The following is a 21,934-nucleotide window of genomic DNA, read 5'->3' on the forward strand; positions in this document are numbered from 1 at the left end:
TGCTGCTGTACAAGCTTGCTGCATGCGCTAAGGGCGCAGTTTTGTTGACATTGCAGCGCGAAAAGGAAATAGTGCCAGTCGCCGCCGCAAGGCGGCATTTTTGATTTTTCGGGCCTGGTTTTCTTAGCCGGAGTCCGGAGCTTGATAACATCGATGGGAGATCGCGCTATGGCTGAAGCCGCGCCGCTTTATGACACCTATTCTCGTGCCCCGTTGCGGTTCGAGCGAGGCGAGGGCGTGTGGCTGATCACCGAAAGCGGCGAGCGATATCTCGATTTCGGCGCCGGCGTCGCCGTCACTTCGGTCGGCCACAGCAATCCGCATGTGGTCGGCGCGCTGAAGGAGCAGGCCGACAAGGTCTGGCATCTCTCCAACATCTATGAGATCCCCGGCCAGGAGCGTCTGGCCAAACGGCTGACCGACGCCACCTTCGCCGACAAGGTGTTCTTCACCAATTCGGGCGCCGAGGCGCTCGAATGCGCGATCAAGACGGCGCGCCGTTATCAGTATTCCAAGGGTCATCCCGAGCGCTTCCATATCATCACCTTCGAGGGCGCCTTTCACGGCCGGACGCTGGCGACGATCGCCGCCGGCGGCCAGGAGAAATATCTTGAGGGCTTCGGCCCCAAGGCGCCGGGTTTCGATCAGGTGGCTTTCGGCGACATCGAAGCGGTGCGCGCCGCGATCACCGATGCCACCGCCGGAATTCTCATCGAGCCGGTGCAGGGCGAGGGCGGCGTGCGTCCGGCCACCCCCGAATTCATGAAGGCGCTTCGCCAGATCTGCGACGAAAATGGCCTGCTGCTGATCCTCGACGAGGTCCAGACCGGGGTCGGGCGCACCGGCAGGCTCTTCGCCCATGAATGGTCGGGCGTCACCCCCGACATCATGGCGGTCGCCAAGGGAATCGGCGGCGGTTTCCCGCTCGGCGCCTGCCTTGCCACAGCAGAGGCTGCCTCCGGCATGAAGGCCGGCACGCACGGCTCGACCTATGGCGGCAATCCGCTCGCCATGGCCGTCGGCAGCGCCGTGCTCGACATCATTCTCGCCGATGGCTTCCTCCAGCAGGTGCGCGACGTCGCGCTTGTCTTCCGCCAGGGCCTCGCCTCGCTGAAGGACCGTTATCCCGATGTGATCGAGGATATCAGAGGTGAGGGGCTGTTGCTCGGCGTCAAGGCCGCCATTCCCTCAGCCGAACTGCTGCAGGCGATCCGCGCCGCCCATCTGCTCGGCGTGCCCGCCGGCGACAATGTCATCCGTCTTCTTCCGCCCCTCGTGGTCACCGCCGAGGAAGCCCGCGAGGGCCTTGCCCGCATCGAGCGCGCTGCCGAGAGCATTCGCGCCTCCAAGGTCAAGAAGACGGCTTGAAGGGATTGCCGCCTGCGGGCGCAGCACAGGTAAGAAGACTATGGCTCCTAAACATTTCCTCGATCTTTCGGCGGTCACGTCAGCCGATCTCAGAACCATCATGAACGATGCGCTCGCCCGCAAGCAGGCCTTCAAGGCCGGCACGGGCGACAAGCCGCTCGCCGGCAAGATGCTGGCGATGATCTTCGAGAAGCCGTCGACGCGCACCCGCGTCTCCTTCGATGTCGGCATGCGCCAGCTCGGCGGCGAAACGCTGTTCCTGTCCGGCACCGAGATGCAGCTCGGCCGCGCCGAGACGATCGGCGACACGGCCAAGGTGCTATCGCGTTATGTCGATGCGATCATGATCCGCACCACCGAGCATTCCAGGCTGCTGGAGCTTGCCGAGCACGCGACCGTGCCCGTGATCAATGCGCTGACGGATGACACCCATCCCTGCCAGATCATGGCCGATATCATGACCTTCGAAGAGCATCGCGGCCCGATCAAGGGCAAGACCATCGCCTGGACCGGCGACGGCAACAATGTGCTGCATTCGCTGGTCGAAGGGGCGGCGCGCTTCGGCTATCGCATGAACATGGCCGTGCCCCTTGGCTCGGAGCCCAAGGATCACTATCTGAACTGGGCCCGCAATGAGGGCGCCGAAATCATGCTCTGCCATGATGCCGACCGTGCGGTCGCCGGCGTCGATTGCGTGGTGACCGATACCTGGGTCTCCATGAATCAGGAACATCGGGCCCGGGGTCACAATGTCTTCCAGCCTTATCAGGTCAACGCGGCTTTGATGGCGAAGGCCGGCAATGATGCATTGTTCATGCATTGCCTGCCTGCTCATCGCGGTGAGGAAGTGACGGACGAAGTGATCGACGGTCCGCAATCCGTAGTCTTCGATGAGGCGGAAAACCGCCTTCATGCGCAGAAGTCGATTCTTGCTTGGTGCCTGGGCGCGATCTGAACCATAATCTGGTGTCGCGAGTCACACACTCGCGACCGCGCGAGCGAAGGCCACGCTGGGCTGTCGCTTGAAAACTAGGAGTGAAAGCCATGGCAGAAGCTGCAGCCGCCCTCGGCCAGTTTGATTTCGCCGGCGATGATCATGTCGTCCCTTTTCAGGTGGAGGGTCTGGATGTGCGCGGCCGTGCCGTCCAGCTCGGCCCGATGCTCGATGCGATCCTCGAGCGCCATCATTACCCCGCTCCCGTCGCCCGGCTGCTTGCCGAAGTCGTCGTGCTGACGGTGCTGCTCGGCACCTCGCTGAAATTCGACGGCAAGTTCACGGTGCAGACCAAGGGCGATGGCCCGGTCGATCTTCTCGTCGCCGATTTCTCGACGCCGGAAAATGTCCGCGCCTATGCCCGTTTCGATCAGGCGCTGCTCAACAAGGCGATTGAAGCAGGTGAAACCGAGCCGGAGCAATTGCTCGGCAAGGGCGTGCTCGCCTTCACCATCGACCAGGGCAAGTTCGGCCAGCCCTATCAGGGCATCGTCGCGCTCGACGGCACCTCGCTGGAGGAGATCGCCGGCGTCTATTTCCGCCAGTCGGAGCAGATCCCGACGCGCGTGCGCCTGGCCGCGGCCGAACTCTTCGATCGTGACGAGGCGGGCAAGCCGCGCCACCGCTGGCGGGCAGGCGGCCTTGTCGCCCAGTTCCTGCCGGAGGCGCCGGAGCGCATGCGCCAGCCGGATCTCCACGGCGGCGACGGCGACACCGGCAACCGCCCGCACGGCGAGGACGATGCCTGGGTCGAAGCCCGTTCGCTGGTCGAGACCATCGATGCGGATGAACTGACGGATCCGCTGGTCGGGACCGAACGGCTGCTGTTCCGCCTGTTCCATGAGCGCGGCGTGCGCGTCTACGAACCGCGCGCCGTCTTCGACCGCTGCAGCTGCTCGCGGGAGAAGATCAAGGGCGTGCTGAAGGGCTTTTCGGCCGAGGAGATCGAAGCCAGCCAGGAAAACGGCGAGATCGCCGTGACCTGCGAATTCTGCTCGACCACCTACCGCTTCGAGCCGGCCGAGCTTCAGCCAGCTGAATAGTAGAGTGTTTGCCAAGGCTGTCCCGCTTGCGCGGATAGCTGCCCCTCACCCTAACCTTACCGGGGTCGAACCACTCGTCTCGACCCCGGTTGGTGCCGGCAGGCGGATGAGGGGCAGGCCTCGGCAATCTCCCAAGGGCGGGACATCGTTACACGTCAGTTAAGCACCCGCAGCAGTCCCGGTGAATCCAGCGAGAAGGCGGGGATCTCGACATCGAACATCTCGCCTTCGTCCGTTTCCATCTGGTAATGGCCGAACATCAGCCCTGAGGGGGTGTCGAGCGGGCAGCCGGAGGAATATTCGTAGGTGTCGCCGGGGCTGAGCCGTGGCTGTTCGCCGACGACGCCCGGGCCCGTCACCTCGTCCACCAGTCCGTTCTGGTCGGTGATATTCCAGTAACGGTTGACCAGGCGAACGGCTATGCCGGAATTGTTGCTGATGACAATCCGGTAACCCCAGACATAGCGGTCGTCTTCCGGATCGGATTGCTCCTCCAGATAGAATGGTTCGACCACAACTTCGATCTCTCTTGTGAGGGCGCGATACATGCCTTGCACCTTAGTCAAGATATGTTACCCGTATCTTATAAGAGGCCCTGTCCGTCAAGAAACGGAACGTTGATCGTCACTGATACAGTCATGATCGAAGGGTTTTCGATCGTTAAGCCTAATTGTCAGTGTTAATTCCAGATCGGAACGCCGGCACGACCGTAGTTGTTCCCCCGGCCGAACCCCAGTGAGATCAGGCGAGCCGAACCCCGAGTGAGATCCGGCTGCCATTGTCGTCGATCAGGCCGAAACCTTGGCAAGCGCCCGCGCGAAATCCTCGATCAGATCGTCGGTATCCTCGATGCCGGCCGAAAGGCGCACCGTGCCCGGAGAAATGCCGAGTTCGGCGCGCGCCTCCTCCGTCAGGTTCTTGTGCGTCGTCGTTGCCGGATGGGTGATCAGGCTCTTGCTGTCGCCGAGATTGTTGGAGATCTTGACGATATCCAACGCGTTCTGCAGGGCAAAGGCCGCTTCCTTGCCGCCCTTGAGCTCGAAGGCGACCAGCGTCGAGCCGCCGGTCATCTGCTTGGCGATGATATCGGCCTGCGGATGGTCCTTGCGGCCGGGATAGATCACCTTGGCGACCTTGCCCTGCTCGGCGAGGAAATCGGCGATCTTTGCGGCATTCTGCGTCTGCTGGCGCACGCGCAGCGGCAGCGTTTCGATGCCCTTCAGCAAAGTCCAGGCGTTGAACGGCGACATGGCCGGGCCGGTATGGCGGAAATAATCGTGCAGGTTCTCGTCGATCCATTCCTTGTCGGCAAGTACGACGCCGCCGAGGCAGCGGCCCTGGCCGTCAATATGCTTGGTGGCGGAATAGACGACGATATGGGCGCCGAGCTCCAGCGGCTTCTGGAAGAGCGGCGTGGCGAAGACATTGTCGACGACGACCTTGGCGCCGATCTGGTTGGCGAGCTTGGCCACGCCTGCGATATCGATCACTTCGAGCGTCGGGTTGGTCGGGCTTTCCAGGAAGAACACCTTGGTCTTCGCAGTGATCGCCTTTTCCCAGTTGGCCAGATCCCGGCCGTCGATCAGCGTGCAGTCGATGCCGTATTTCGGCGCCAGCGTCTCGACCACCCACCGGCAGGAGCCGAACAGGGCGCGCGCGGCGACGATATGATCGCCGGCCTTCAGCTGGCAGAGGATCGCCGCGGTGACGGCCGCCATGCCGGAAGCGGTGGCGCGGGCATCCTCCGCGCCTTCGAGCATGCACATGCGCTTTTCGAACATGTCGTTGGTGGGGCTGCCGTAGCGGGCGTAGATGAAGCCCTCCGTCTCGCCCTTGAAGCGGGCTTCGGCCGCTTCCGAGGTCTCATAGACGAAACCCTGCGTGAGATAGATTGCCTCGGACGTTTCGCCATATTGCGAACGCAGCGTGCCGCCGTGAACGAGTTGGGTTGCGGGGCGCCAGGACTTGCTCATGCCATCACCTTCACATAACAAAAAAACCGGTCGCAAAAGCAGACCGGTTTCAACCCGGTCTTTTTAGCCACTTGTTTAACGTGGCTGCAAGCCGACCGGCCAAATCACCACGGGATAATTCTGCAATACTGCTGTTAGCTGCTTGCGTCAATTCCCCGAGTTTGGTTTTGTCGGCGGCAAATGATGGATGAGGCATGATGGCTCGTGAAACGGGAATTCTGGCGGATCGCGCGATCTCCGCGCTGTTCGAAACGGAGCGTCTGATCTCCGAACGGGAGCTGGACCGTGACCAGATCCAGCCGGCAAGTCTCGACCTGCGCTTGGGCGCCAAGGCCTTTCGCGTGCGCGCCAGCTTCATGCCCGGCCCCTCGCATCTGGTGTCGGACAAGCTCGACCGGCTGAGCCTGCATGTGATCGACCTCTCCGAGGGCGCGGTGCTCGAGACCGGCTGCGTCTACATCGTGCCGCTGATGGAGAGCCTGGCGCTGCCGGCCGGCATGTCGGCCTCGGCCAACCCGAAGAGCTCGACCGGCAGGCTCGATATCTTCACCCGCGTCATCACCGATTATGCCCAGGAGTTCGACAAGATCCCGGCCGGTTATTCCGGCCCGCTCTATCTCGAAATCAGCCCGCGCACCTTCCCGATCGTGGTGCGCCGCGGCTCGCGCCTGTCGCAGATCCGCTTCCGCGTTGGCCATTCCCTGCTCGGCGAGCCGGAACTCTTGAAGCTGCATGAAAGCGAGACGCTGGTCGCCAGCAAGCAGCCGAACGTATCAGGCGGCGGCATCGCGCTGTCGATCGATCTGGCCGGCGACAAGGACGGCCTGATCGGCTATCGCGGCAAACATCACACCGCCGTCGTCGATGTCGACAAGAAAGCCCAGCACGACATCTATGATTTCTGGGAACCGCTCTATAGCCGCGGCCGCAACGAACTGATCCTCGATCCGGACGAGTTCTATATCCTCGTCTCGCGCGAGGCGGTGCATGTGCCGCCGGATTATGCCGCCGAGATGACCCCCTTCGATCCGCTGGTCGGCGAATTCCGCGTCCATTATGCCGGTTTCTTCGATCCGGGCTTCGGCCATGCCCCTGCCGGCGGGCGCGGCAGCCGCGCCGTGCTCGAAGTGCGCAGCCACGAGGTGCCCTTCATCCTCGAAGACGGCCAGATCGTCGGCCGCCTCGTCTACGAGCACATGCAGGAAAAGCCGGCCAGCCTCTACGGCTCCGGCCTCGGCTCCAACTACCAGGCCCAGGGCCTCAAACTCTCGAAACACTTCCGCATCTGAGGCGTTACACCAGGCGCGACTTGACAGCCGCCCCCATCTGTTGGAAATCTCAGCTCATCGCGGGTGTAGCTCAATGGTAGAGCAGCAGCTTCCCAAGCTGAATACGAGGGTTCGATTCCCTTCACCCGCTCCAGCTACATCCATCTCACCGTCATCGATAGAAATGCGAAGACCCAGAAGTCGGCTTAGAGCCTGCCTCGCCTTATATCGGCTGCTGCGGAGCGAGATGAGACGACCTCAGATTTCCGCCTGAGGGTTTCCCGAGGACTTTCCCCGTAAACGGACCCGTACAGCGCAGAAAAACGGCCGGCGTGCAAGAATCCCCACTTCAGGCAGATATCCCGGATGCTCTGTTGGTTCGACCGATCCAGAAGGTCCAATCGAGCGGCGCGTAGTCGTAGAGTTCTCAAGTAACTTGCTGGTGTAGCTTCCTTGAAGGTCCGGAAGCCGTTTTCCAAGGTGCGAACTGAGACGTTGGCAGATTGAGCGATCATCGAGATGGTGATCGGCTTAGCGATATTCGCCTGCATGAAATCTATAGCCCGACGAACGTGCCGTGGAGCGGGCATAAACGGACTCCGTTCCAGTCGCTGAGAGTAACGATGGGGTATCAATCGAATGAGCAAATGAGTGAGTGCTTGATTGAGATTGACCATTGCTATCGGCGAATGAAGCAAGATGGCGTCTCCAAGCATACCATCCATTATAGTCTCGACGAGATTCTTGATGAGATGTGCGGAGGCGCTTGATCCATCAACGAGGGGGGACAGGTCTAACGATCCGACAAGAGGGGCTTCAAACAGCTCCCCGAACGCTTGGCAGATCTGGCCCCAATGTAAAAAGAGTTTCTGCGATCGATGGAGCGTTCCCCGCACGAGGAAGCGATCCGCCTCGCGGCTTTGCCCAAGTAGCATCTGGCCCGGTGACGCTGTTGTCGTGGTTTGCCGTCGCGTCATGCCGGAAATGCCGTCTCGCGGCACATGGATGGTAAGCCATTCCGGTGTGTCCGAGGTAGCCCAAAGGTTCCACTCTCCATTGCATGCGAGATCGACAACCGTCATCGCACCGTGAGAACGTGCATCAGCGGACCAATTAAAGCCTAGAAGCGTATGAACCGGCGATGCGTCAAAGGGAGCAGATCCGAGGAATGTTTCTAACATTCCGTCGAAGTCTGCGCCGGTCCATCGTGAGGTCAATGCGGAATTATGAATCATGCGAGCCTGCTGAATTCGCGGGTGGCAGTGTGATGACGATGCGACGCACGCGTTCTCCGGCGGTGAATCGTTCCATACGCCCGAGCGAGGGTGAGGCTAATGGTCAACTCGAGGATGCGGCGATCTGCGAGGTGGAAGAGACATCCCACCGACGGAGCCGAGATCTCATTCTTCGTCTGTGCCGCTCGCAATGTGCTTGACCGCATCGGACGCGGCTTCGAGGAGGCGCTCCGACATGCCCCGGTCAGTCATGATGCGGGAGATCGTCACCGCGCCTACCATGAGGGAGAGGATGACCATGGCCCTGTCACAAGGTTCCGTGCCGTCCGATGCCGGGATCAATTCGTCGAGAATCTGGAGGTGAGCCTCTATGCCGTGCTGGAATGGAGCCCGCACCTCCTCGCTCTGACGCGCCGCGTCGGCCCCAAGTGCGGCGAGGGGGCAACCATCGCCTTTCTCTTCCCGGTGCCCGGCCGAGAGATACATGCCGACAACCGCGTCGAAGGGATCGGCGCTTCCGGCGGCAACCCTAGACCATCTGCGGATGGCGTTCTCCATCGCTCGCCCGGATGCCAGTGCCACAAGATCATCCTTCGATTCGAACTGCTTGTAGAACCCGCCTTGGGTGAGACCGGCGCCTTTCATCAAATCCTTCAGCCCGATGCCGTCGAAGCCATGCTCCCGGAAGAGCCGGCTTGCGACATTGATCACCGTTTCACGATTGGCCTCGGCCTGAGCGCGACTGACTCTCATAGCGATCTCCAGTTAGATTTCATTTGACATCTATATCAGAATTAGAGTTAGATCGCAATCTAATTTAAATGCTGCGCCCGTCAAGAAGGCTTACTGACATGAACCGCAAAATCCTCCTCGCCTCATTCGGCCTCCTGGCAGCCGCCGGCGCCACGGCATTCTTCTTTGTCGGGGTGTCCTCGGAAGGAAGCGCACAAGCCGCCGATCCCCGCACTACACCGCCATTCGTCAAACTGGTTGAGGCAAAGAGGCCGGAGACCGCCGAGCGCAGCTTCACCGGCACCATCGCCGCCCGGGTGCAAAGCAATCTCGGTTTTCGTGTGCCCGGCAAGATCGTGCAGCGTTATGTCGACGTCGGCGTGCAGGTCAAGGCCGGTCAGCCGCTGATGCGCATCGACGAAACCGATCTGCGTCTCGCCCTGACGGCGAAACGAAACGCCGTCGCCGCAGCCGAGGCTGTGCTGACCCAGGCGCAAGCAGACGAGACACGCTACGCCGCTCTGGTGAAAAACGGATTGGCCGCGACGCCGCAGCGCTATGAGCAGGCAAAGGCAGCGCTTGACACCGCTACCGCGCAGCTTGCCGCGGCGCAAGCGGACGCCAAGGTCGCGGAAAACGAAGCCGCCTATTCCGTCCTGGTTGCCGACACCGATGGAACGGTTGTCGAAACGCTGGGCGAGCCGGGGCAGGTCGTGACCGCGGGACAAACCGTGGTCCGGCTCGCACAGGCCGGCCCGCGTGAAGCGCTGGTCTGGCTTCCGGAATTTCTCAGGCCGCAGCTCGGCGAGATCGCCGATGCCAGCATCTACGGCAACGAAAGCCGGCAGGACAAGGCCCGGCTTCGCCAGATCTCCGACGCTGCCGATCCGCAAACCCGCACCTATGAGGCACGCTGGGTTCTGGATGGCGCCGCAGCGTCGGCGCCGCTGGGCGCGACGGTGACGATCAGAATCGCCAACGGCGGTAGTCAATCGCATGCCGCGGTGCCGGTCGGCGCCGTATTGGACGATGGCAGCCGCACCGGCGTCTGGGTCTTCGACCAGGCATCGTCGATCGTCCACTTCCGGCAAGTGAAAATCGAACAGATGGGTGAGGAGGTTGCGGTGGTTTCCAGCGTCAATGCAGGCGAGCCGGTCGTCGCTCTCGGCGCCCATCTGCTGCAGGACGGCGCCAGCGTGCGCGCCACGGTAGAACAGGCAGAGGCGGCAAACTGATGAACTTCAATCTATCCGCGCTCGCCGTTCGCGAGCGGGCCGTCACCCTGTTCTTCATCGTTCTGCTGGCCGCCGCCGGCGCCTATGCCTTCGTCAAGCTCGGGCGCGCCGAGGACCCGTCCTTCACCATCAAGACCCTGACCGTGACAACGGTGTGGCCGGGCGCGACAGCGCGCGAAATGCAGGATCTGGTCGCCGAGCCGCTCGAAAAGCGCCTCCAGGAACTCACCTGGTACGATCGTGTCGAGACGACGACGCGGCCCGGTTATGCCTTTTTGACCGTCACCTTGAAGGACAGCACGCCGGCCACGGCCGTCGAGGAGGAATTCTATCAGGCTCGAAAGAAGCTTGGAGACGAGGCCCGCAACCTGCCCGGGGGCGTGCTCGGTCCCTTTGTCAACGACGAGTACTCCGATGTCAGCTTCGGGCTTTATGCGCTGAAGGCCAAGGGCATGCCGATGCGCGAGCTTGTGCGCCAGGCCGAGGTGATCCGCCAGGATCTTCTGCATGTGCCCGGCGTCAAGAAGATCAACATCCTCGGAGAGCGGCCCGAACAGATCTTCGTCGAATTCTCCTATGCCAAGCTCGCCACCCTCGGCATTTCGTCACAGGACATCGCGGCCGCCTTGCAGCGGCAAAACACCGTGACGCCGGCCGGATCGATCGATACGCGTGGGCCCCAGGTGTTCATTCGCTTCGATGGCGCCTACGACAGCATCCAGGCGATCGCCGACACGCCGATCGTCGCCGCCGGACGCACCTTGAAGCTCTCGGATTTTGCCGAAGTGCGGCGCGGTTATCAAGATCCGGCCACCTATCTCATTCGCCATGACGGCGAGCCCGCCATCATGCTTGCCGCGGTGATGCAACAGGGCTGGAACGGTCTGGAACTCGGCAAGGCGCTGGAAGAAAGATCCGCCGCGATCGCAAAGACCTTGCCGCTCGGCATGACCCTCGCCAAGGTCAGCGACCAGGCCGTCAACATCGACGAAGCCGTCGGCGAGTTCATGCTGAAATTCGCCATGGCGCTCGGCGTCGTGTTGTTCGTCAGTCTCGTCAGCCTCGGTTGGCGTGTCGGCATCGTCGTGGCTCTGGCCGTTCCGCTTACCCTTGCCGTCGTCTTCCTCATCATGCTGGAAACCGGCCGGTTCTTCGATCGCATCACCCTTGGTGCGCTCATCCTGGCGCTCGGCCTTCTGGTCGACGACGCCATCATCGCCATCGAGGTGATGGTGGTGAAGATGGAAGAGGGGATGGATCGCATCAAGGCGGCCGCCTATGCCTGGAGCCACACGGCAGCACCGATGCTGTCGGGCACCCTCGTGACGATCATCGGGCTGATGCCGGTCGGCTTTGCCCGGTCGACCGCCGGCGAATATGCCGGCAACATCTTCTGGGTCGTCGGCTTTGCCCTGATCGTCTCGTGGATTGTCGCGGTGATCTTCACGCCCTATCTCGGCGTCAAGATGCTGCCGGCGATCAAGCCGGTCGAAGGTGGCCATCACGCCATTTACAACACCCCGAACTACCGGCGCCTGCGGCGGGTTATCGAATTCACAGTGCGCCACAAGTTCGTCACCTGTGCGGTGGTCGCCATCGTCATGGGGATCTCCGTCGTTGGAATGGGCGGGGTGAAAAAGCAGTTCTTCCCGACGTCGGACCGTCCCGAAGTCCTCGTCGAAGTCCGCCTGCCCGAAGGCACCAGCATCGAGACGACGACGGCAACGGTCGAGAAGCTCGAAGGTTGGCTGCAGAAACAGCCGGAGGCAAAGACCGTCACCAGCTATGTCGGGCAGGGCGCTCCCCGCTTCTTCTTTGCCATGGCGCCGGAATTGCCGGACCCGTCTTTGGCCAAGATCGTCGTGCTGACCCCTGACGCTCACACACGCGAGGTACTGAAGCTTCGGCTGCGCGCGGCCATTTCGGATGGGCTCGCCCCTGAAGCCTATGTCCGCGTCACCCAGCTCGTCTTCGGTCCTTACACGCCGTTTCCGGTCGAGTTCCGGATCACGGGCCCGGATCAGGAGCAACTGTACCAGATTTCCGACAAAGCTCTCGCTATCATGAAGAGCGTGCCGGATGTTCGCCAGGCTAACCGCGATTGGGGCAACCGCACGCCCGTGCTGCGTTTCGTTCCCGACCAGGATCGGCTGAACCTGATCGGTCTGTCGCCGGCCGAGGCAGCCCAGCAGATGCAATTGCTGCTGAGCGGAATTCCGATCACCGAGGTTCGCGAAAATATCCGCAACGTGCCTGTCGTTGCACGCAGTGCCGGCGGCAACCGGCTTGATCCCTCACGATTGGCAGATTTCTCGCTGATGAGCCGGGATGGGCGACAGGTTCCGCTCGATCAGATCGGCCACTCGGAAATCCGGTTTGAAGAGCCGATCCTGAAACGCCGCGATCGAATGCCTGTCATTACGATCCGGTCCGATATCAACGAAGCGACACAGCCGCCGGAGGTCTCAGCGCAGGTTATGAAGGCGCTTCAGCCGCTGATTGCCTCGCTTCCCCTGGGATATCGCATCGAGATGGGCGGAAACATCGAGGAATCACTGAAGGCCAACAACGCCCTCGTCAAGATCTTCCCGGCGATGATTGCCGCCATGCTGATCGTAATCGTTTTGCAGGTCCGTAGCCTGTCGACGATGACCATGGTCATGCTGACAGGGCCGCTCGGTCTTGCCGGGGCGGTTCCGGTCTTGCTGCTCTTCGATAAGCCTTTCGGCTTCAATGCCATTCTCGGATTGATCGGGCTGGCGGGAATTCTGATGCGCAACACTTTGATTCTGACGGAACAGATCAAGGAGAATAAGGCAGCCGGACTCGACGATTATCATGCCGTCATCGAGGCGACGGTGCAGCGGACGCGTCCGGTTATTCTGACAGCCCTTGCCGCTGTGCTTGCCTTCATTCCTCTCACGCACTCGGTGTTCTGGGGGTCGATGGCTTACACGCTGATCGGCGGAACGGCGGTCGGCACGGTGATGATCCTGCTCTTCCTTCCGGCCCTCTACGCTACCTGGTTCCGCATCAAGCCGACGAAAAACGAAAGCCATGAAAATTCTCCGAAGGAGGTAGAGTTACCCAAGGAGGTGGAGTTGCCGACGTCAATGGCTGCCGAGTGATGTTCTCCGGCGGCGGCGACGACTTTTGCGGGTCCGGAAGTGACCTTGAGCAGGCGCGGACGCGGATACTCGAGGTGGCGGAAAGGTATTTTCGGCGGATCGGCTATCATAAGACGTCGGTCGCCGACATCGCCTCCGAACTCGGCATGAGCCGCGCCAATATCTATCGCTTCTTTCCCTCGAGGACGGCGATCAACAGTTCGGTCTGCGGACTGGTTGTCAAAGACGTTGCTGAAATCGCTCTGGCGATCGCGCGAACGGATGCGCCGGCGAGCAAAAAGCTGGCGGATCTTTTGACCGCCATCCACCGGCACAGCACGAGAATGCTGGTGGAGGACAGACCGATGCACCAGTTGCTCGTCGCCGCCACGGACGGAAGTTGGGCGACCATCAACGCGCATAATGAGCAGATCCTGGCAATCCTCAAAGCGCTTGTCCGCGAGGGTCTGCAGACAGGCGAGTTCAAGGTCGAAGACGCCGATGAAGCCGCGCGCGGTATCATCACTGCGTTCCTGCCGTTCTTCCATCCGGTTCTGGTCGAGCAGCGGGTTCAGGAGGGAGGGGCCACCGCAGTCGGCCTCCATGCCCAAATCCGCTTCATCATGAAAGCGCTCGGCACGTCGGACAGCGAGACCTCCCTGAACGCGATAAGCGCCTAATTTAGCGCTGCCGACCTTGTTCTCTTCGACAAAGGCATTATCTAGTGAACTAGATAAAAGCACACTAGATGAAACCATGTCGAACAACGAAATCGCATCCCGCCGCGCGGTCGGCACCCAACTTTCGTTTGCGCTCTATGGCGCGGCCAACCGGATGGCGCGCCTTCACAAGCCATTTTTGCAGCCGCTCGGTCTAACATTCCCGCAATACCTGGTGATGCTTGAACTTTACGGCGGTACGCCCCGCGCCGTTGGAGAGTTGGGTTTGAAGCTCGATATGGACACCGGCACGATCACGCCGCTGCTGAAGCGCCTGGAATCGGCCGGCATGGTGACCCGGACGCGCGATCGTAACGACGAGCGGCGGGTGCTCATCCATCTTACCAAAGCCGGTGAATCCCTGCGTGAGGCGCTTTGGGCCGTCACCGACAAAATCAAAACCGCCTGTCAGCTCACGGACGAGGGGCTGGTCGATCTGCGCGACACGCTGCACGCATTCGCGCGTCCCGCCCGCGATTGAGGCGGGCTTAGTTCCACATCAGAGAAAGGACATCCCATGAAGATCGGAATCATCGGCGCCGGAAATATCGGCGCGACGCTGGCGAGAAAACTTGCCGCCGGCGGCCATGAGGTCAAGCTTGCCAATTCGAAGGGGCCGGACACCATCCACGATCTTGCCGGCGATATCGGAGCGACCGCCGTTTCGAAAGAGGAAGCCGTCCGGGTCGTCGAGGCGATCGTTCTTTCGATCCCGTTCGCAAACTGTCGCGATCTCGGTCGGCTCTTCAATGGCGTGCCTGAAGACGTCGTGGTGATCGATACGTCGAATTATTATCCGTTTCGCGACGGCGCGATCGCCGACGTCGATGGCGGCATGCCCGAAAGCGTTTGGGTGAGCGGGCAGATCGGCCGACCCGTCGTCAAGGCGTGGAATGCCGTGCTGGCGGCAACGCTGGCGGAGAAGGGGCGGCCTGACGACACGGATGGACGCATCGCCGTCCCGGTTGCAGGCGATGCTCCGCAAGCAAAGGCGATTGCCATAGATCTGGTCGAGGCCACCGGTTTTGATGCTCTGGATGCAGGAGGGCTGGCGGCGTCCTGGCGTCAGCAGCCCGGCACCCCGGCCTATTGCACCGAGCTTGCAGCAGATGAGCTGGAAGAAGCGCTGCGATCGGCGGATCGATCCCGCGCAGCCGATAATCGCGACGCGCTGATCAAGGAATTCTTCGCGGCAGGCACCAGCCTGACCCACGACGAAATCGTCGCTCGAAACCGAGCGGGGACTGTCGCTCCGAAATCCTGAACCCGTTGAGGCTCATGCCGCTCCCTGCCGACATGCCCCGGCACGTTTGCAGGCGCGATCATCGAAAAAATCGCCGTAAAGCAAAAAGTGCTTGATTTTATATTTCGATTGACATCTAAAGCAAGGATAGATGTTGATCGAAATCTTACGTGCTTGGATGCCAGGTTCTGAGACACTGTCCTTTGGCGACAGGGTGAAAAGTCTGACCCTATAATTGAAGCACGTATTCAACCACTCGCGCCCAGCCAGGAGCCTCCATGTCTCAAAATAAAGTCGTCGTCATCACCGGAGCATCCTCCGGAATCGGCGAAGCGTCGGCCCGCCTTCTTGCACAAAACGGTTTTCAGGTCTTTGGCGGCGTGCGTAGCCCGCAGCGTGTCAATGCCATTCCCGGCGTGCGCTATGGGACTGCCGACGTCACCGATGACGCCTCGGTCTCCGATTTTGTTCAATGGGTTTTGTCCGAGGCAGGCAGAATCGACATCCTGATCAACAATGCCGGCGTTTCGCTGGTCGGCCCGGTCGAGAACACGTCGCCTGCCGAAGCCCAGGCGGTCTTCGATACCAATGTTTTCGGCCCTCTGCGCATGATCCGCGCTGCCTTGCCCTCCATGCGCGCCGCTCGCAGCGGTCTGATCATCAATATCAGCTCGGTCCTCGGCTTCCTGCCGGCGCCGTTCATGGGAATATATGCCAGCAGCAAGCATGCACTCGAAGGACTGTCGGAGTCGCTGGACCATGAGATTCGTGAGTTCAACGTGCGCGTCGTGCTGGTTGAGCCGACCTTCACCAATACCAAGCTCGATGTGAACGCGGCCCAAACCGACGCGCCCCTCGGCGCTTACGCAGCACAGGCAGATGCGACCATCAAGACGGTACAGGCCCAGATCAAAACCGCGCCGTCGCCGCTGGTTGTCGCGGAGAAAATCCTGGCTGCAATCAACGGTCCATACAAAATGCGTCAACCGACCGGTGGCCAGGCGACGCTTCTAAGCCGGTTACGCAGGTTTATGCCGGCAAGCGCGGTCGACAGCAGTCTGCGCAAGACATTCGGCTTCGGAAAGCGTAGCGCAACCTGAGTTTGCCTAAATTTCCAAACGTCGTCGGTTTCACAGCTTCGTTTCCGCGAATCTCGCTGTCGCATTCGTGCCGGCGCATTGCAGAGCATCAGTCGGGATCCTGGCTCGGCGACGTGCTGCTGCCGGCGCCGAAGGCGCTTCGCGATCTTTTATGAAAAGGGTTGCGCGCAGGCACCGGCTCCTACAAGGAAACAGATGGCGCCTCGGCCGCGCGCAACCCCTAGCTTCGCCTTTATTTGGTCTTACTGACGCTCGTCTCAATTCTCCCCAATTGAGACCTCACGTAGTCGCCGTGGCGAAGCTTTGCGAATTCGTCGGTGGCTTGTGTCCGTCTGCTCTTGAACACGTACCATTGACCGTCCGGTTCGCGTTTCTGATAGATCAGGCCGCCCTTCTTGCGGTGGCTGAAGCAAGTGATTGCCGTCGCCGTTCCGGTCTTGGCGTGCCAGTCGGCGTTGAAGCAGAGTTTGCCCGACTCCGTGACGAACCAGCGGCCCATGCCGAAGGATGGCGAGCCATTTTCCCGCGACCAGGCGGTAAAGCGACGCGCCTTCGCGGAGAAGTAGCCGGCGCCGGCTTTCCACATCCAGGAATTCTGGTTGTAGAGCTGAAAGATTTCCGCGCTGCTCATCGGCTTTGCCGTCTCGATCCCCGCAGGCTCATCGGTTGCGGCAGCGGACGCAGCCGTAGCGATACCGCTGGTCAGGGCGACGGCCAGGAACATTTTTTGAAGCATGGACATGTTCAGGTTCCCTCTGTTCAATTGATGCTTTCGTGGACGAGCCGCCAGTCGGGGCGGCCATAACCGTCCGGCCACGGATAGACTTCACGGTCGTTGAAGTAGATGACGGCGCTGAGGGCCGGGAACTGCGGATAGCGTTTCGTTACGCTCTCGGCCCAGTTTCGCACGAAGGAATCGTGGCCTTCGTAGCCGAGTTCGGCAACCATGATGGGCTTGCCGTAACCCGCGACACGGGCGTATCCGGGCGCAAGGTGCTCGGCAAACGTCTGGTCACGGCCAGTCTTGTCCCTGTCGTATTGCTCGAGGCCAAAGACCGAGAGGCCGATGATATCGACGACATCACTGCCGGGATAAAAGGCCTGAAGCCCCTCATTGCCCTTCGGTGACCACATGTATTTGGCCGTCTTCAGGTGGACCTTGCAGACCTCCACCATCCGGCGATAGGCCTTGGCGTAATCGGCGCCCTGCCAATGCGACCAGGAGAACTGGCTGTCGGTTTCGTCCATTTCCTGTCCCCAGCGAATGATGACCGGACTTTTCAGCGTGGCAGCGGTCGAGCAGACGGCGGCCATGTTCGCATCGCGCGAACCGTCCAGGATGCTGTGCAGCAGTTCCTGCGAGGTTTGGCGCCAATCGCGTGACCAGGTCCAGGGCTCGACCGAGATCAGCAGGGTGCGACCACGCGCTTGCGCATAATTGTCGGCGAGGACGAGCGTGCCCAGATCGACATCTTCCCAGGGCAGGAAGAGGTGTTCGATCTTCGAATCGGGCGAGGCGCCCAAATCTCCGTGCGGATCATAGGCGCCGAACGTGATCGACTCCTTCGTGACAACCGGCATTTTGGTCGGCGGCGCGATGGACGATGTCGTCATGGCAAGCGGCTGCCCTTCGGCAGAACCGCCCAGAGCGGTCGGCAGCACCGCGACTCCCGATAGCAACAGGCCGGTTAACGACAACAGGGCTATTTTGGATGGGCTATGCATTGTGTAGTTCCTCCACGCTCGGCCGCACGTCCGGGTGAGCGGCATCGGTTCTCAGTTGGATCTCCTCCGGATCGGAAATCCATCGTGGTTTGAAAAAGATCGTGCGCAGCGCGGTCCCGCCCCGGCCTGCACCGGAGACGGCATAGCGCTCTTCGAACAGCTGAAGGCGGCCGCTGCCCCAGGCGAGTGCCTCGGTCGCATCCTTTCCGCGCATGATGGTGGCAGCTCCCGGCAGCGCGACGAGCGCAACAAGCGCGGTCGCCATCGCCGGACGGTAGAAACGCGGGGCCGCCGCAACCGTATTTTCCTTCGAATGGCGCCCGACGATGACCAACAGCAGCGCGCAGTAGATTGCCGCGTTCAGGACGGTGAAGAAGTACCCCCCCTTGGAGGCGCCGGCATCGTCGATTGCCAGGGCGGGCAATACCGCCATGAGCGCCAGCAAAGCGTAGGGCGCCAGGACACGCACCGGCAGCAGATCGACTTCGGACCGCCCTTTCGGCGTGACGCGGAAATCGACGAAGGAGCCTGTCACAAAATCGTGCACCGCAGCCAGCGTGCCGGCGAGCGCCCAGGGCCAGCGCGCGAAGAGAAAGAGCATGCATTCCCAGCTCAGGATCTTGGCGTCGTAGGGGCGGAACGAGTTGCTGGCGCGCCAGCGGTAAGCCATCACCACCAGAACGATGGAAAGCGGTGCGAAATGCGCCAGGAAATCGGGGTAGGTCACCGTCACGAAGTTCTGGCCGCGCACGAGCGCGATGATCGGCAGCGCAAACATGAGCAACATGAAGAACGCAAAAAGCGGATACCAGAGTTGCGAAAAGAGGAACTGGAACTGGAGCCGCCGCGGCAGCCGGCCGACCAGGCTCGGCGAGTACCGCAACAGCACCATGACCAGGCTGCGCGACCACTGGAATTCCTGCGTCACGAGATCGCTGAAGGTTCTGGGGCCGTCACCATGGGCGATGGCATCCAGCGCATGCACACCCCGCCAGCCGCCGGCATTCATCATCAATGTGGTCGAATGGTCTTCAGCCAACTCCGGACCGAGGCCGCCGATCTGTTTGAGGGCGACGGTACGCACCGCGTAGTGCGAGCCTATGCACAGGGGCGCCAGGCCGCCATTGTAACCGGCTTGGAGCGAGCCATGCATGCTGGCCTCGGCATAGAGCCTTCCACGTGCCGACCAGCTTTCGGAAGCGTTCTTGTCGCAAATGCTGGGGGCCGAGACATAGCCGACTTTTGGATCGGCGAACGGACGCAGCATGTGGAAGAGATAGTCGGGCGCGGGAACATGATCCGCATCGAGTTGCGCCACGAAATCGTAGCGGTTGTAGCCGTAGTGGTCGTAGAAGAAGGCGAGGTTGCCCTCCTTGCACCGCGTGCGTCGGGGCCACGACGTCCGATGATAATCGGATCGCCCCTTGCGGGTCGAGACGAAGACCCCGTGCCTGGAGCACCAGTCGAGAGTCTCGGGGGAAGGGTCTTCGTCGGCAAGCCAGGTGTCGTGTTCCACCTCCTGGGCAAGCATTGCCAGCAGGGTTTCACTGACGACCGAGAAGGGTTCCGCCGGCGCCTTGGTCACGACCATGGCCACTCGGCTGCCCGCCGGCAGGCGCAAGGGGCCGTTCGGTCTTGCCGCCCGATAGAACACGACGATGAAATAGGCCGGCAGAGCGGTCACCCAGGCAAGAACGAGGCTCACCGTAATTGTCCCGAAAGCATCGACGTGATGGCGCGGCTCCAGCCACCAGATCCAGAAATAGGCGAAGGCGCAGAGCCATACGGCCGCCGAGAACAGATATTCGGCCCGCCGATGTCCGGTCAGAACCGGGACAAGAAGCGGCTCGTGGGAGAGTTCCGGAGCATGCGTCGCTTGGGTAATCGCAAGTTCGGTCACGCGCGCGCCTCCAGTCCGAAGAACGGAGCCGCTGTCCGCACGATGGTTTGGAGGTCGGAATAACGAGGCTGGAAGCGGAGCGTCTCGCGGGCCAGGCTGGCGTCGGCGTAGAGGCTGGGTGGATCGCCCGGCCGGCGCGGATGGATGACGACCGGGACTGCGCATCCGGTCGTTTCCTGGATCACGCGCAGGACTTCCCTGATGGAAAAACCCCGCCCGGTGCCGAGGTTGACAGCGAGGTTTGCTCCGCCTTTGGCGAGATGGGTGAAGGCCTGAACATGGGCGCGCGCGAGATCTGCGACGTGAATATAGTCCCTTATGCAGGTCCCATCGGGAGTATCGTAATCATCGCCGAATATCTCCAGATGCGGAATCCGGCCGGCCGCGGCCAGCAGCGCCCGCGGAATGAGATGAGTTTCCGGAACGTGCCATTCGCCAAGATCGCCGTCCGGATCGGCGCCACAGGCATTGAAGTAACGCAGGGCAACATACCGCAGGCCGTAGGCCGCCGCATAATCGGCGAGCATATGCTCGCCGATAAGCTTGGTCTTGCCGTAGGGATTGATCGGAGCCTTCGGCAACGTCTCATCGATCGGCAGCACCGAGGGGACGCCGTAGACCGCGCAACTCGATGAGAAGATGACGTTCCGAAGCCCGGTCTGCCGGCAGGCATCGATAAGCGACAACGCACCGCCGACATTGTTGTTGTAATATTTCGCTGGGTTTTGCACGGACTCGCCCACGTAGGCCGAGGCGGCAAAGTGGATGACGGCATCGGGAGCATATTTCTCGATGACCTCGATCAGGCATGACGAGTCGAGGACGTCACCTTCGACGAAAGGGCCCCAGCGCACGGAGGAACGGTTTCCGGTCGTGAGATTGTCGTAGACGACAGGCTCAATCCCCTCCGAGCGGAGGAGCTTGGCGGTGTGGCTGCCGATATAGCCGGCACCGCCCGTGACAAGGACCCGGGGCGCATCCATCAGACCGCCTCCAGTTCGCGTGCCGGACGGGTGAGAAGGCCATCGAAATAGTCGATCGTCTGACGCAGGCCGCTCGACAGCTCGATCTTCGGCCGCCAGTCGAGTTCCTGCATGGCAAGCGAAATATCGGGGCGACGTTGACGCGGATCGTCAACCGGCAGAGCGCGATGGATGATTTGCGACCGCGAGCCGGTCAATCCGATCACCTGCTCGGCCAGCTCCCGGATCGTGAATTCGCCCGGATTGCCGAGATTGACAGGCCCCGTCAGCGACGACGGTGAGGCCATCATGCGGACCATGCCGCCGATGAGATCATCGACGAAACAGAACGAGCGGGTCTGCGAACCGTCGCCATAGATCGTGATGTCTTGCCCCGTCAGGGCCTGAACGATGAAATTCGAGACGACGCGGCCGTCGTCCGGACGCATCCGCGGGCCGTAGGTGTTGAAGATGCGGATGATCTTGATCTCGACGCCGTGCGTGTTGTGGAAGTCGAAGAACAGCGTCTCGGCGCACCGCTTGCCCTCGTCATAGCAGGAGCGCGGCCCGAACGAATTGACGTTGCCCCAGTAGCTTTCGACTTGCGGGTGGACGTTCGGGTCGCCGTAGACTTCGGAGGTCGATGCCTGAAGGATGCGTGCGCCGGTGCGCGCGGCCAGCTCCAGAAGGTTGAGGGAGCCCAGCACGCAGGTCTTTGTCGTATGGATCGGATCGGCCTGATAATGCGGCGGCGAAGCCGGGCAGGCAAGGTTATAGATCTCGTCGACTTCCAGATCGAGCGGGTGGACGATATCGTGGGCAATGACGTTGAAGCGATCGACCCCCTTCAGATGGGCGATATTGCGCCGCATGCCGGTGGAAAAGTTGTCGAGGCAGATCACCTGGTGTCCGGCGGCCAAAAGCGTCTCGCACAGATGGGATCCGAGGAAACCTGCACCACCGGTGACAAGAATTCTCTTGAGAGTACCAGATGTTCCGGATGGATACTTTGCATCACGAGCCGCAGTTAGAACAGAGCGCGCACGAATCTTACCAAGATAGTTCACGACCACCTCCCGTGTTTTCAGATTTTGCTATGAAATCTTCGATCTTTACTTCGACATACCGCGACACTAAGTCGTTCGATCATGCGAATATTTTATTCATCCGGCTTTTCTTTTGGAAAGAACCGATGTCTATTTAGATACAGCTAAGGGAGGCAATTGTCGTTATCCTCACGTCCTGGAAATTATCGCTCCGTACATTTCAGAGCGAAAAGGAATATGGTAAACAACTTATGGAGGATACTTTTCGAGCACTTCCGCGTTTT

The 21,934-nt window shown here is 61.1% G+C and carries 19 protein-coding genes, 1 tRNA gene and 1 riboswitch; of the genes, 11 read left to right on the top strand and 9 right to left on the bottom strand.

Going from position 1 to position 21,934, the window contains the following annotated elements:
* Nucleotides 1–168: 168 nt before the first annotated feature.
* From NE851_RS12700 to NE851_RS12710, 3 genes are all read left to right on the top strand, one after another.
* Nucleotides 169–1,368 (top strand): aspartate aminotransferase family protein, encoded by a 1,200-nt coding sequence (locus NE851_RS12700; protein ID WP_048338255.1) that lies wholly within the window; start codon nt 169–171, stop codon nt 1,366–1,368.
* Between the two features lie 40 nt (nt 1,369–1,408).
* On the top strand, nt 1,409–2,323 hold the full coding sequence (gene argF, locus NE851_RS12705) for an ornithine carbamoyltransferase (protein WP_028756221.1): 915 nt from the start codon (nt 1,409–1,411) through the stop codon (nt 2,321–2,323).
* Between the two features lie 89 nt (nt 2,324–2,412).
* Nucleotides 2,413–3,405, top strand: a complete 993-nt coding sequence (locus NE851_RS12710) for an Hsp33 family molecular chaperone (protein ID WP_028756984.1) — start codon at nt 2,413–2,415, stop codon at nt 3,403–3,405.
* Between the two features lie 155 nt (nt 3,406–3,560).
* Here the strand turns inward: NE851_RS12710 and apaG are convergent, their stop codons facing one another.
* Both apaG and NE851_RS12720 read right to left on the bottom strand, forming a co-directional pair.
* Nucleotides 3,561–3,953: a Co2+/Mg2+ efflux facilitator ApaG/CorD gene (gene apaG, locus NE851_RS12715; protein WP_028756223.1), complete on the bottom strand. Its 393-nt coding sequence runs from the start codon at nt 3,951–3,953 to the stop codon at nt 3,561–3,563.
* Between the two features lie 240 nt (nt 3,954–4,193).
* A complete protein-coding gene (locus NE851_RS12720) occupies nt 4,194–5,378 on the bottom strand; it encodes an O-succinylhomoserine sulfhydrylase (protein WP_097544949.1) in 1,185 nt (394 codons plus the stop codon).
* A 42-nt stretch (nt 5,379–5,420) separates the two neighbouring features.
* A riboswitch (SAM riboswitch) is annotated at nt 5,421–5,499 on the bottom strand.
* A gap of 73 nt (nt 5,500–5,572) precedes the next feature.
* On the opposite strand from NE851_RS12720, the gene NE851_RS12725 reads away from it, so the two are divergent.
* Nucleotides 5,573–6,667, top strand: a complete 1,095-nt coding sequence (locus NE851_RS12725) for a 2'-deoxycytidine 5'-triphosphate deaminase (RefSeq protein ID WP_179874680.1) — start codon at nt 5,573–5,575, stop codon at nt 6,665–6,667.
* Nucleotides 6,668–6,726: 59 nt separating this feature from the next.
* A tRNA-Gly gene (locus NE851_RS12730) sits at nt 6,727–6,800 on the top strand.
* A gap of 52 nt (nt 6,801–6,852) precedes the next feature.
* Here the strand turns inward: NE851_RS12730 and NE851_RS12735 are convergent.
* Nucleotides 6,853–7,881 carry a helix-turn-helix domain-containing protein gene (locus NE851_RS12735; protein ID WP_028757371.1) on the bottom strand — a complete coding sequence of 343 codons (1,029 nt, stop codon included), beginning with the start codon at nt 7,879–7,881 and terminating at the stop codon, nt 6,853–6,855.
* Nucleotides 7,882–8,046: 165 nt separating this feature from the next.
* Nucleotides 8,047–8,634: a TetR/AcrR family transcriptional regulator gene (locus NE851_RS12740; RefSeq protein ID WP_254960805.1), complete on the bottom strand. Its 588-nt coding sequence runs from the start codon at nt 8,632–8,634 to the stop codon at nt 8,047–8,049.
* A 98-nt stretch (nt 8,635–8,732) separates the two neighbouring features.
* Between NE851_RS12740 and NE851_RS12745 the strand changes: the two genes are divergently transcribed.
* The 6 genes from NE851_RS12745 to NE851_RS12770 all read left to right on the top strand — a co-directional run bounded on the left by NE851_RS12745 (nt 8,733) and on the right by NE851_RS12770 (nt 16,017).
* The gene (locus NE851_RS12745; protein WP_097594936.1) at nt 8,733–9,848 is read left to right on the top strand and encodes an efflux RND transporter periplasmic adaptor subunit; all 1,116 of its coding nucleotides are present in this window, start codon (nt 8,733–8,735) and stop codon (nt 9,846–9,848) included.
* Nucleotides 9,848–12,976 (top strand): efflux RND transporter permease subunit, encoded by a 3,129-nt coding sequence (locus NE851_RS12750; protein ID WP_254960808.1) that lies wholly within the window; start codon nt 9,848–9,850, stop codon nt 12,974–12,976. The genes NE851_RS12745 and NE851_RS12750 overlap by 1 nt, the downstream gene beginning before the upstream one ends.
* Nucleotides 12,976–13,635, top strand: coding sequence for a TetR/AcrR family transcriptional regulator (locus tag NE851_RS12755; RefSeq protein ID WP_097594935.1), 660 nt, complete (start codon nt 12,976–12,978; stop codon nt 13,633–13,635). Before NE851_RS12750 ends, NE851_RS12755 begins: the two co-directional genes overlap by 1 nt.
* Nucleotides 13,636–13,711: 76 nt before the next feature.
* Complete coding sequence (locus NE851_RS12760) at nt 13,712–14,155, top strand: MarR family winged helix-turn-helix transcriptional regulator (protein ID WP_254960811.1); 444 nt, start codon at nt 13,712–13,714, stop codon at nt 14,153–14,155.
* A gap of 36 nt (nt 14,156–14,191) precedes the next feature.
* Nucleotides 14,192–14,938, top strand: coding sequence for an NADPH-dependent F420 reductase (locus tag NE851_RS12765; RefSeq protein ID WP_254960812.1), 747 nt, complete (start codon nt 14,192–14,194; stop codon nt 14,936–14,938).
* Between the two features lie 257 nt (nt 14,939–15,195).
* On the top strand, nt 15,196–16,017 hold the full coding sequence (locus tag NE851_RS12770) for an oxidoreductase (RefSeq protein WP_097594932.1): 822 nt from the start codon (nt 15,196–15,198) through the stop codon (nt 16,015–16,017).
* 232 nt (nt 16,018–16,249) lie between these two features.
* Here the strand turns inward: NE851_RS12770 and NE851_RS12775 are convergent, their stop codons facing one another.
* The 5 genes from NE851_RS12775 to NE851_RS12795 are packed head-to-tail and all read right to left on the bottom strand — an operon-like array spanning nt 16,250 to nt 21,671.
* Entirely contained in the window at nt 16,250–16,759 is a 510-nt protein-coding gene (locus NE851_RS12775; RefSeq protein ID WP_254960813.1) for a DUF995 domain-containing protein, read from the bottom strand.
* Nucleotides 16,760–16,776: 17 nt separating this feature from the next.
* On the bottom strand, nt 16,777–17,715 hold the full coding sequence (locus NE851_RS12780) for a glycoside hydrolase family 26 protein (protein ID WP_254962431.1): 939 nt from the start codon (nt 17,713–17,715) through the stop codon (nt 16,777–16,779).
* 19 nt (nt 17,716–17,734) lie between these two features.
* Complete coding sequence (locus NE851_RS12785; RefSeq protein WP_254960814.1) at nt 17,735–19,642, bottom strand: glycosyltransferase family 2 protein; 1,908 nt, start codon at nt 19,640–19,642, stop codon at nt 17,735–17,737.
* Nucleotides 19,639–20,625, bottom strand: coding sequence for a UDP-glucose 4-epimerase GalE (galE, locus tag NE851_RS12790; RefSeq protein ID WP_047617040.1), 987 nt, complete (start codon nt 20,623–20,625; stop codon nt 19,639–19,641). Before galE ends, NE851_RS12785 begins: the two co-directional genes overlap by 4 nt.
* Nucleotides 20,625–21,671: a UDP-glucuronic acid decarboxylase family protein gene (locus tag NE851_RS12795; protein ID WP_028756300.1), complete on the bottom strand. Its 1,047-nt coding sequence runs from the start codon at nt 21,669–21,671 to the stop codon at nt 20,625–20,627. Before NE851_RS12795 ends, galE begins: the two co-directional genes overlap by 1 nt.
* Between the last annotated feature and the right edge of the window lie 263 nt (nt 21,672–21,934).

It is taken from the genome of Rhizobium anhuiense bv. trifolii, assembly GCF_024346605.1.
Lineage (GTDB): Bacteria > Pseudomonadota > Alphaproteobacteria > Rhizobiales > Rhizobiaceae > Rhizobium > Rhizobium anhuiense.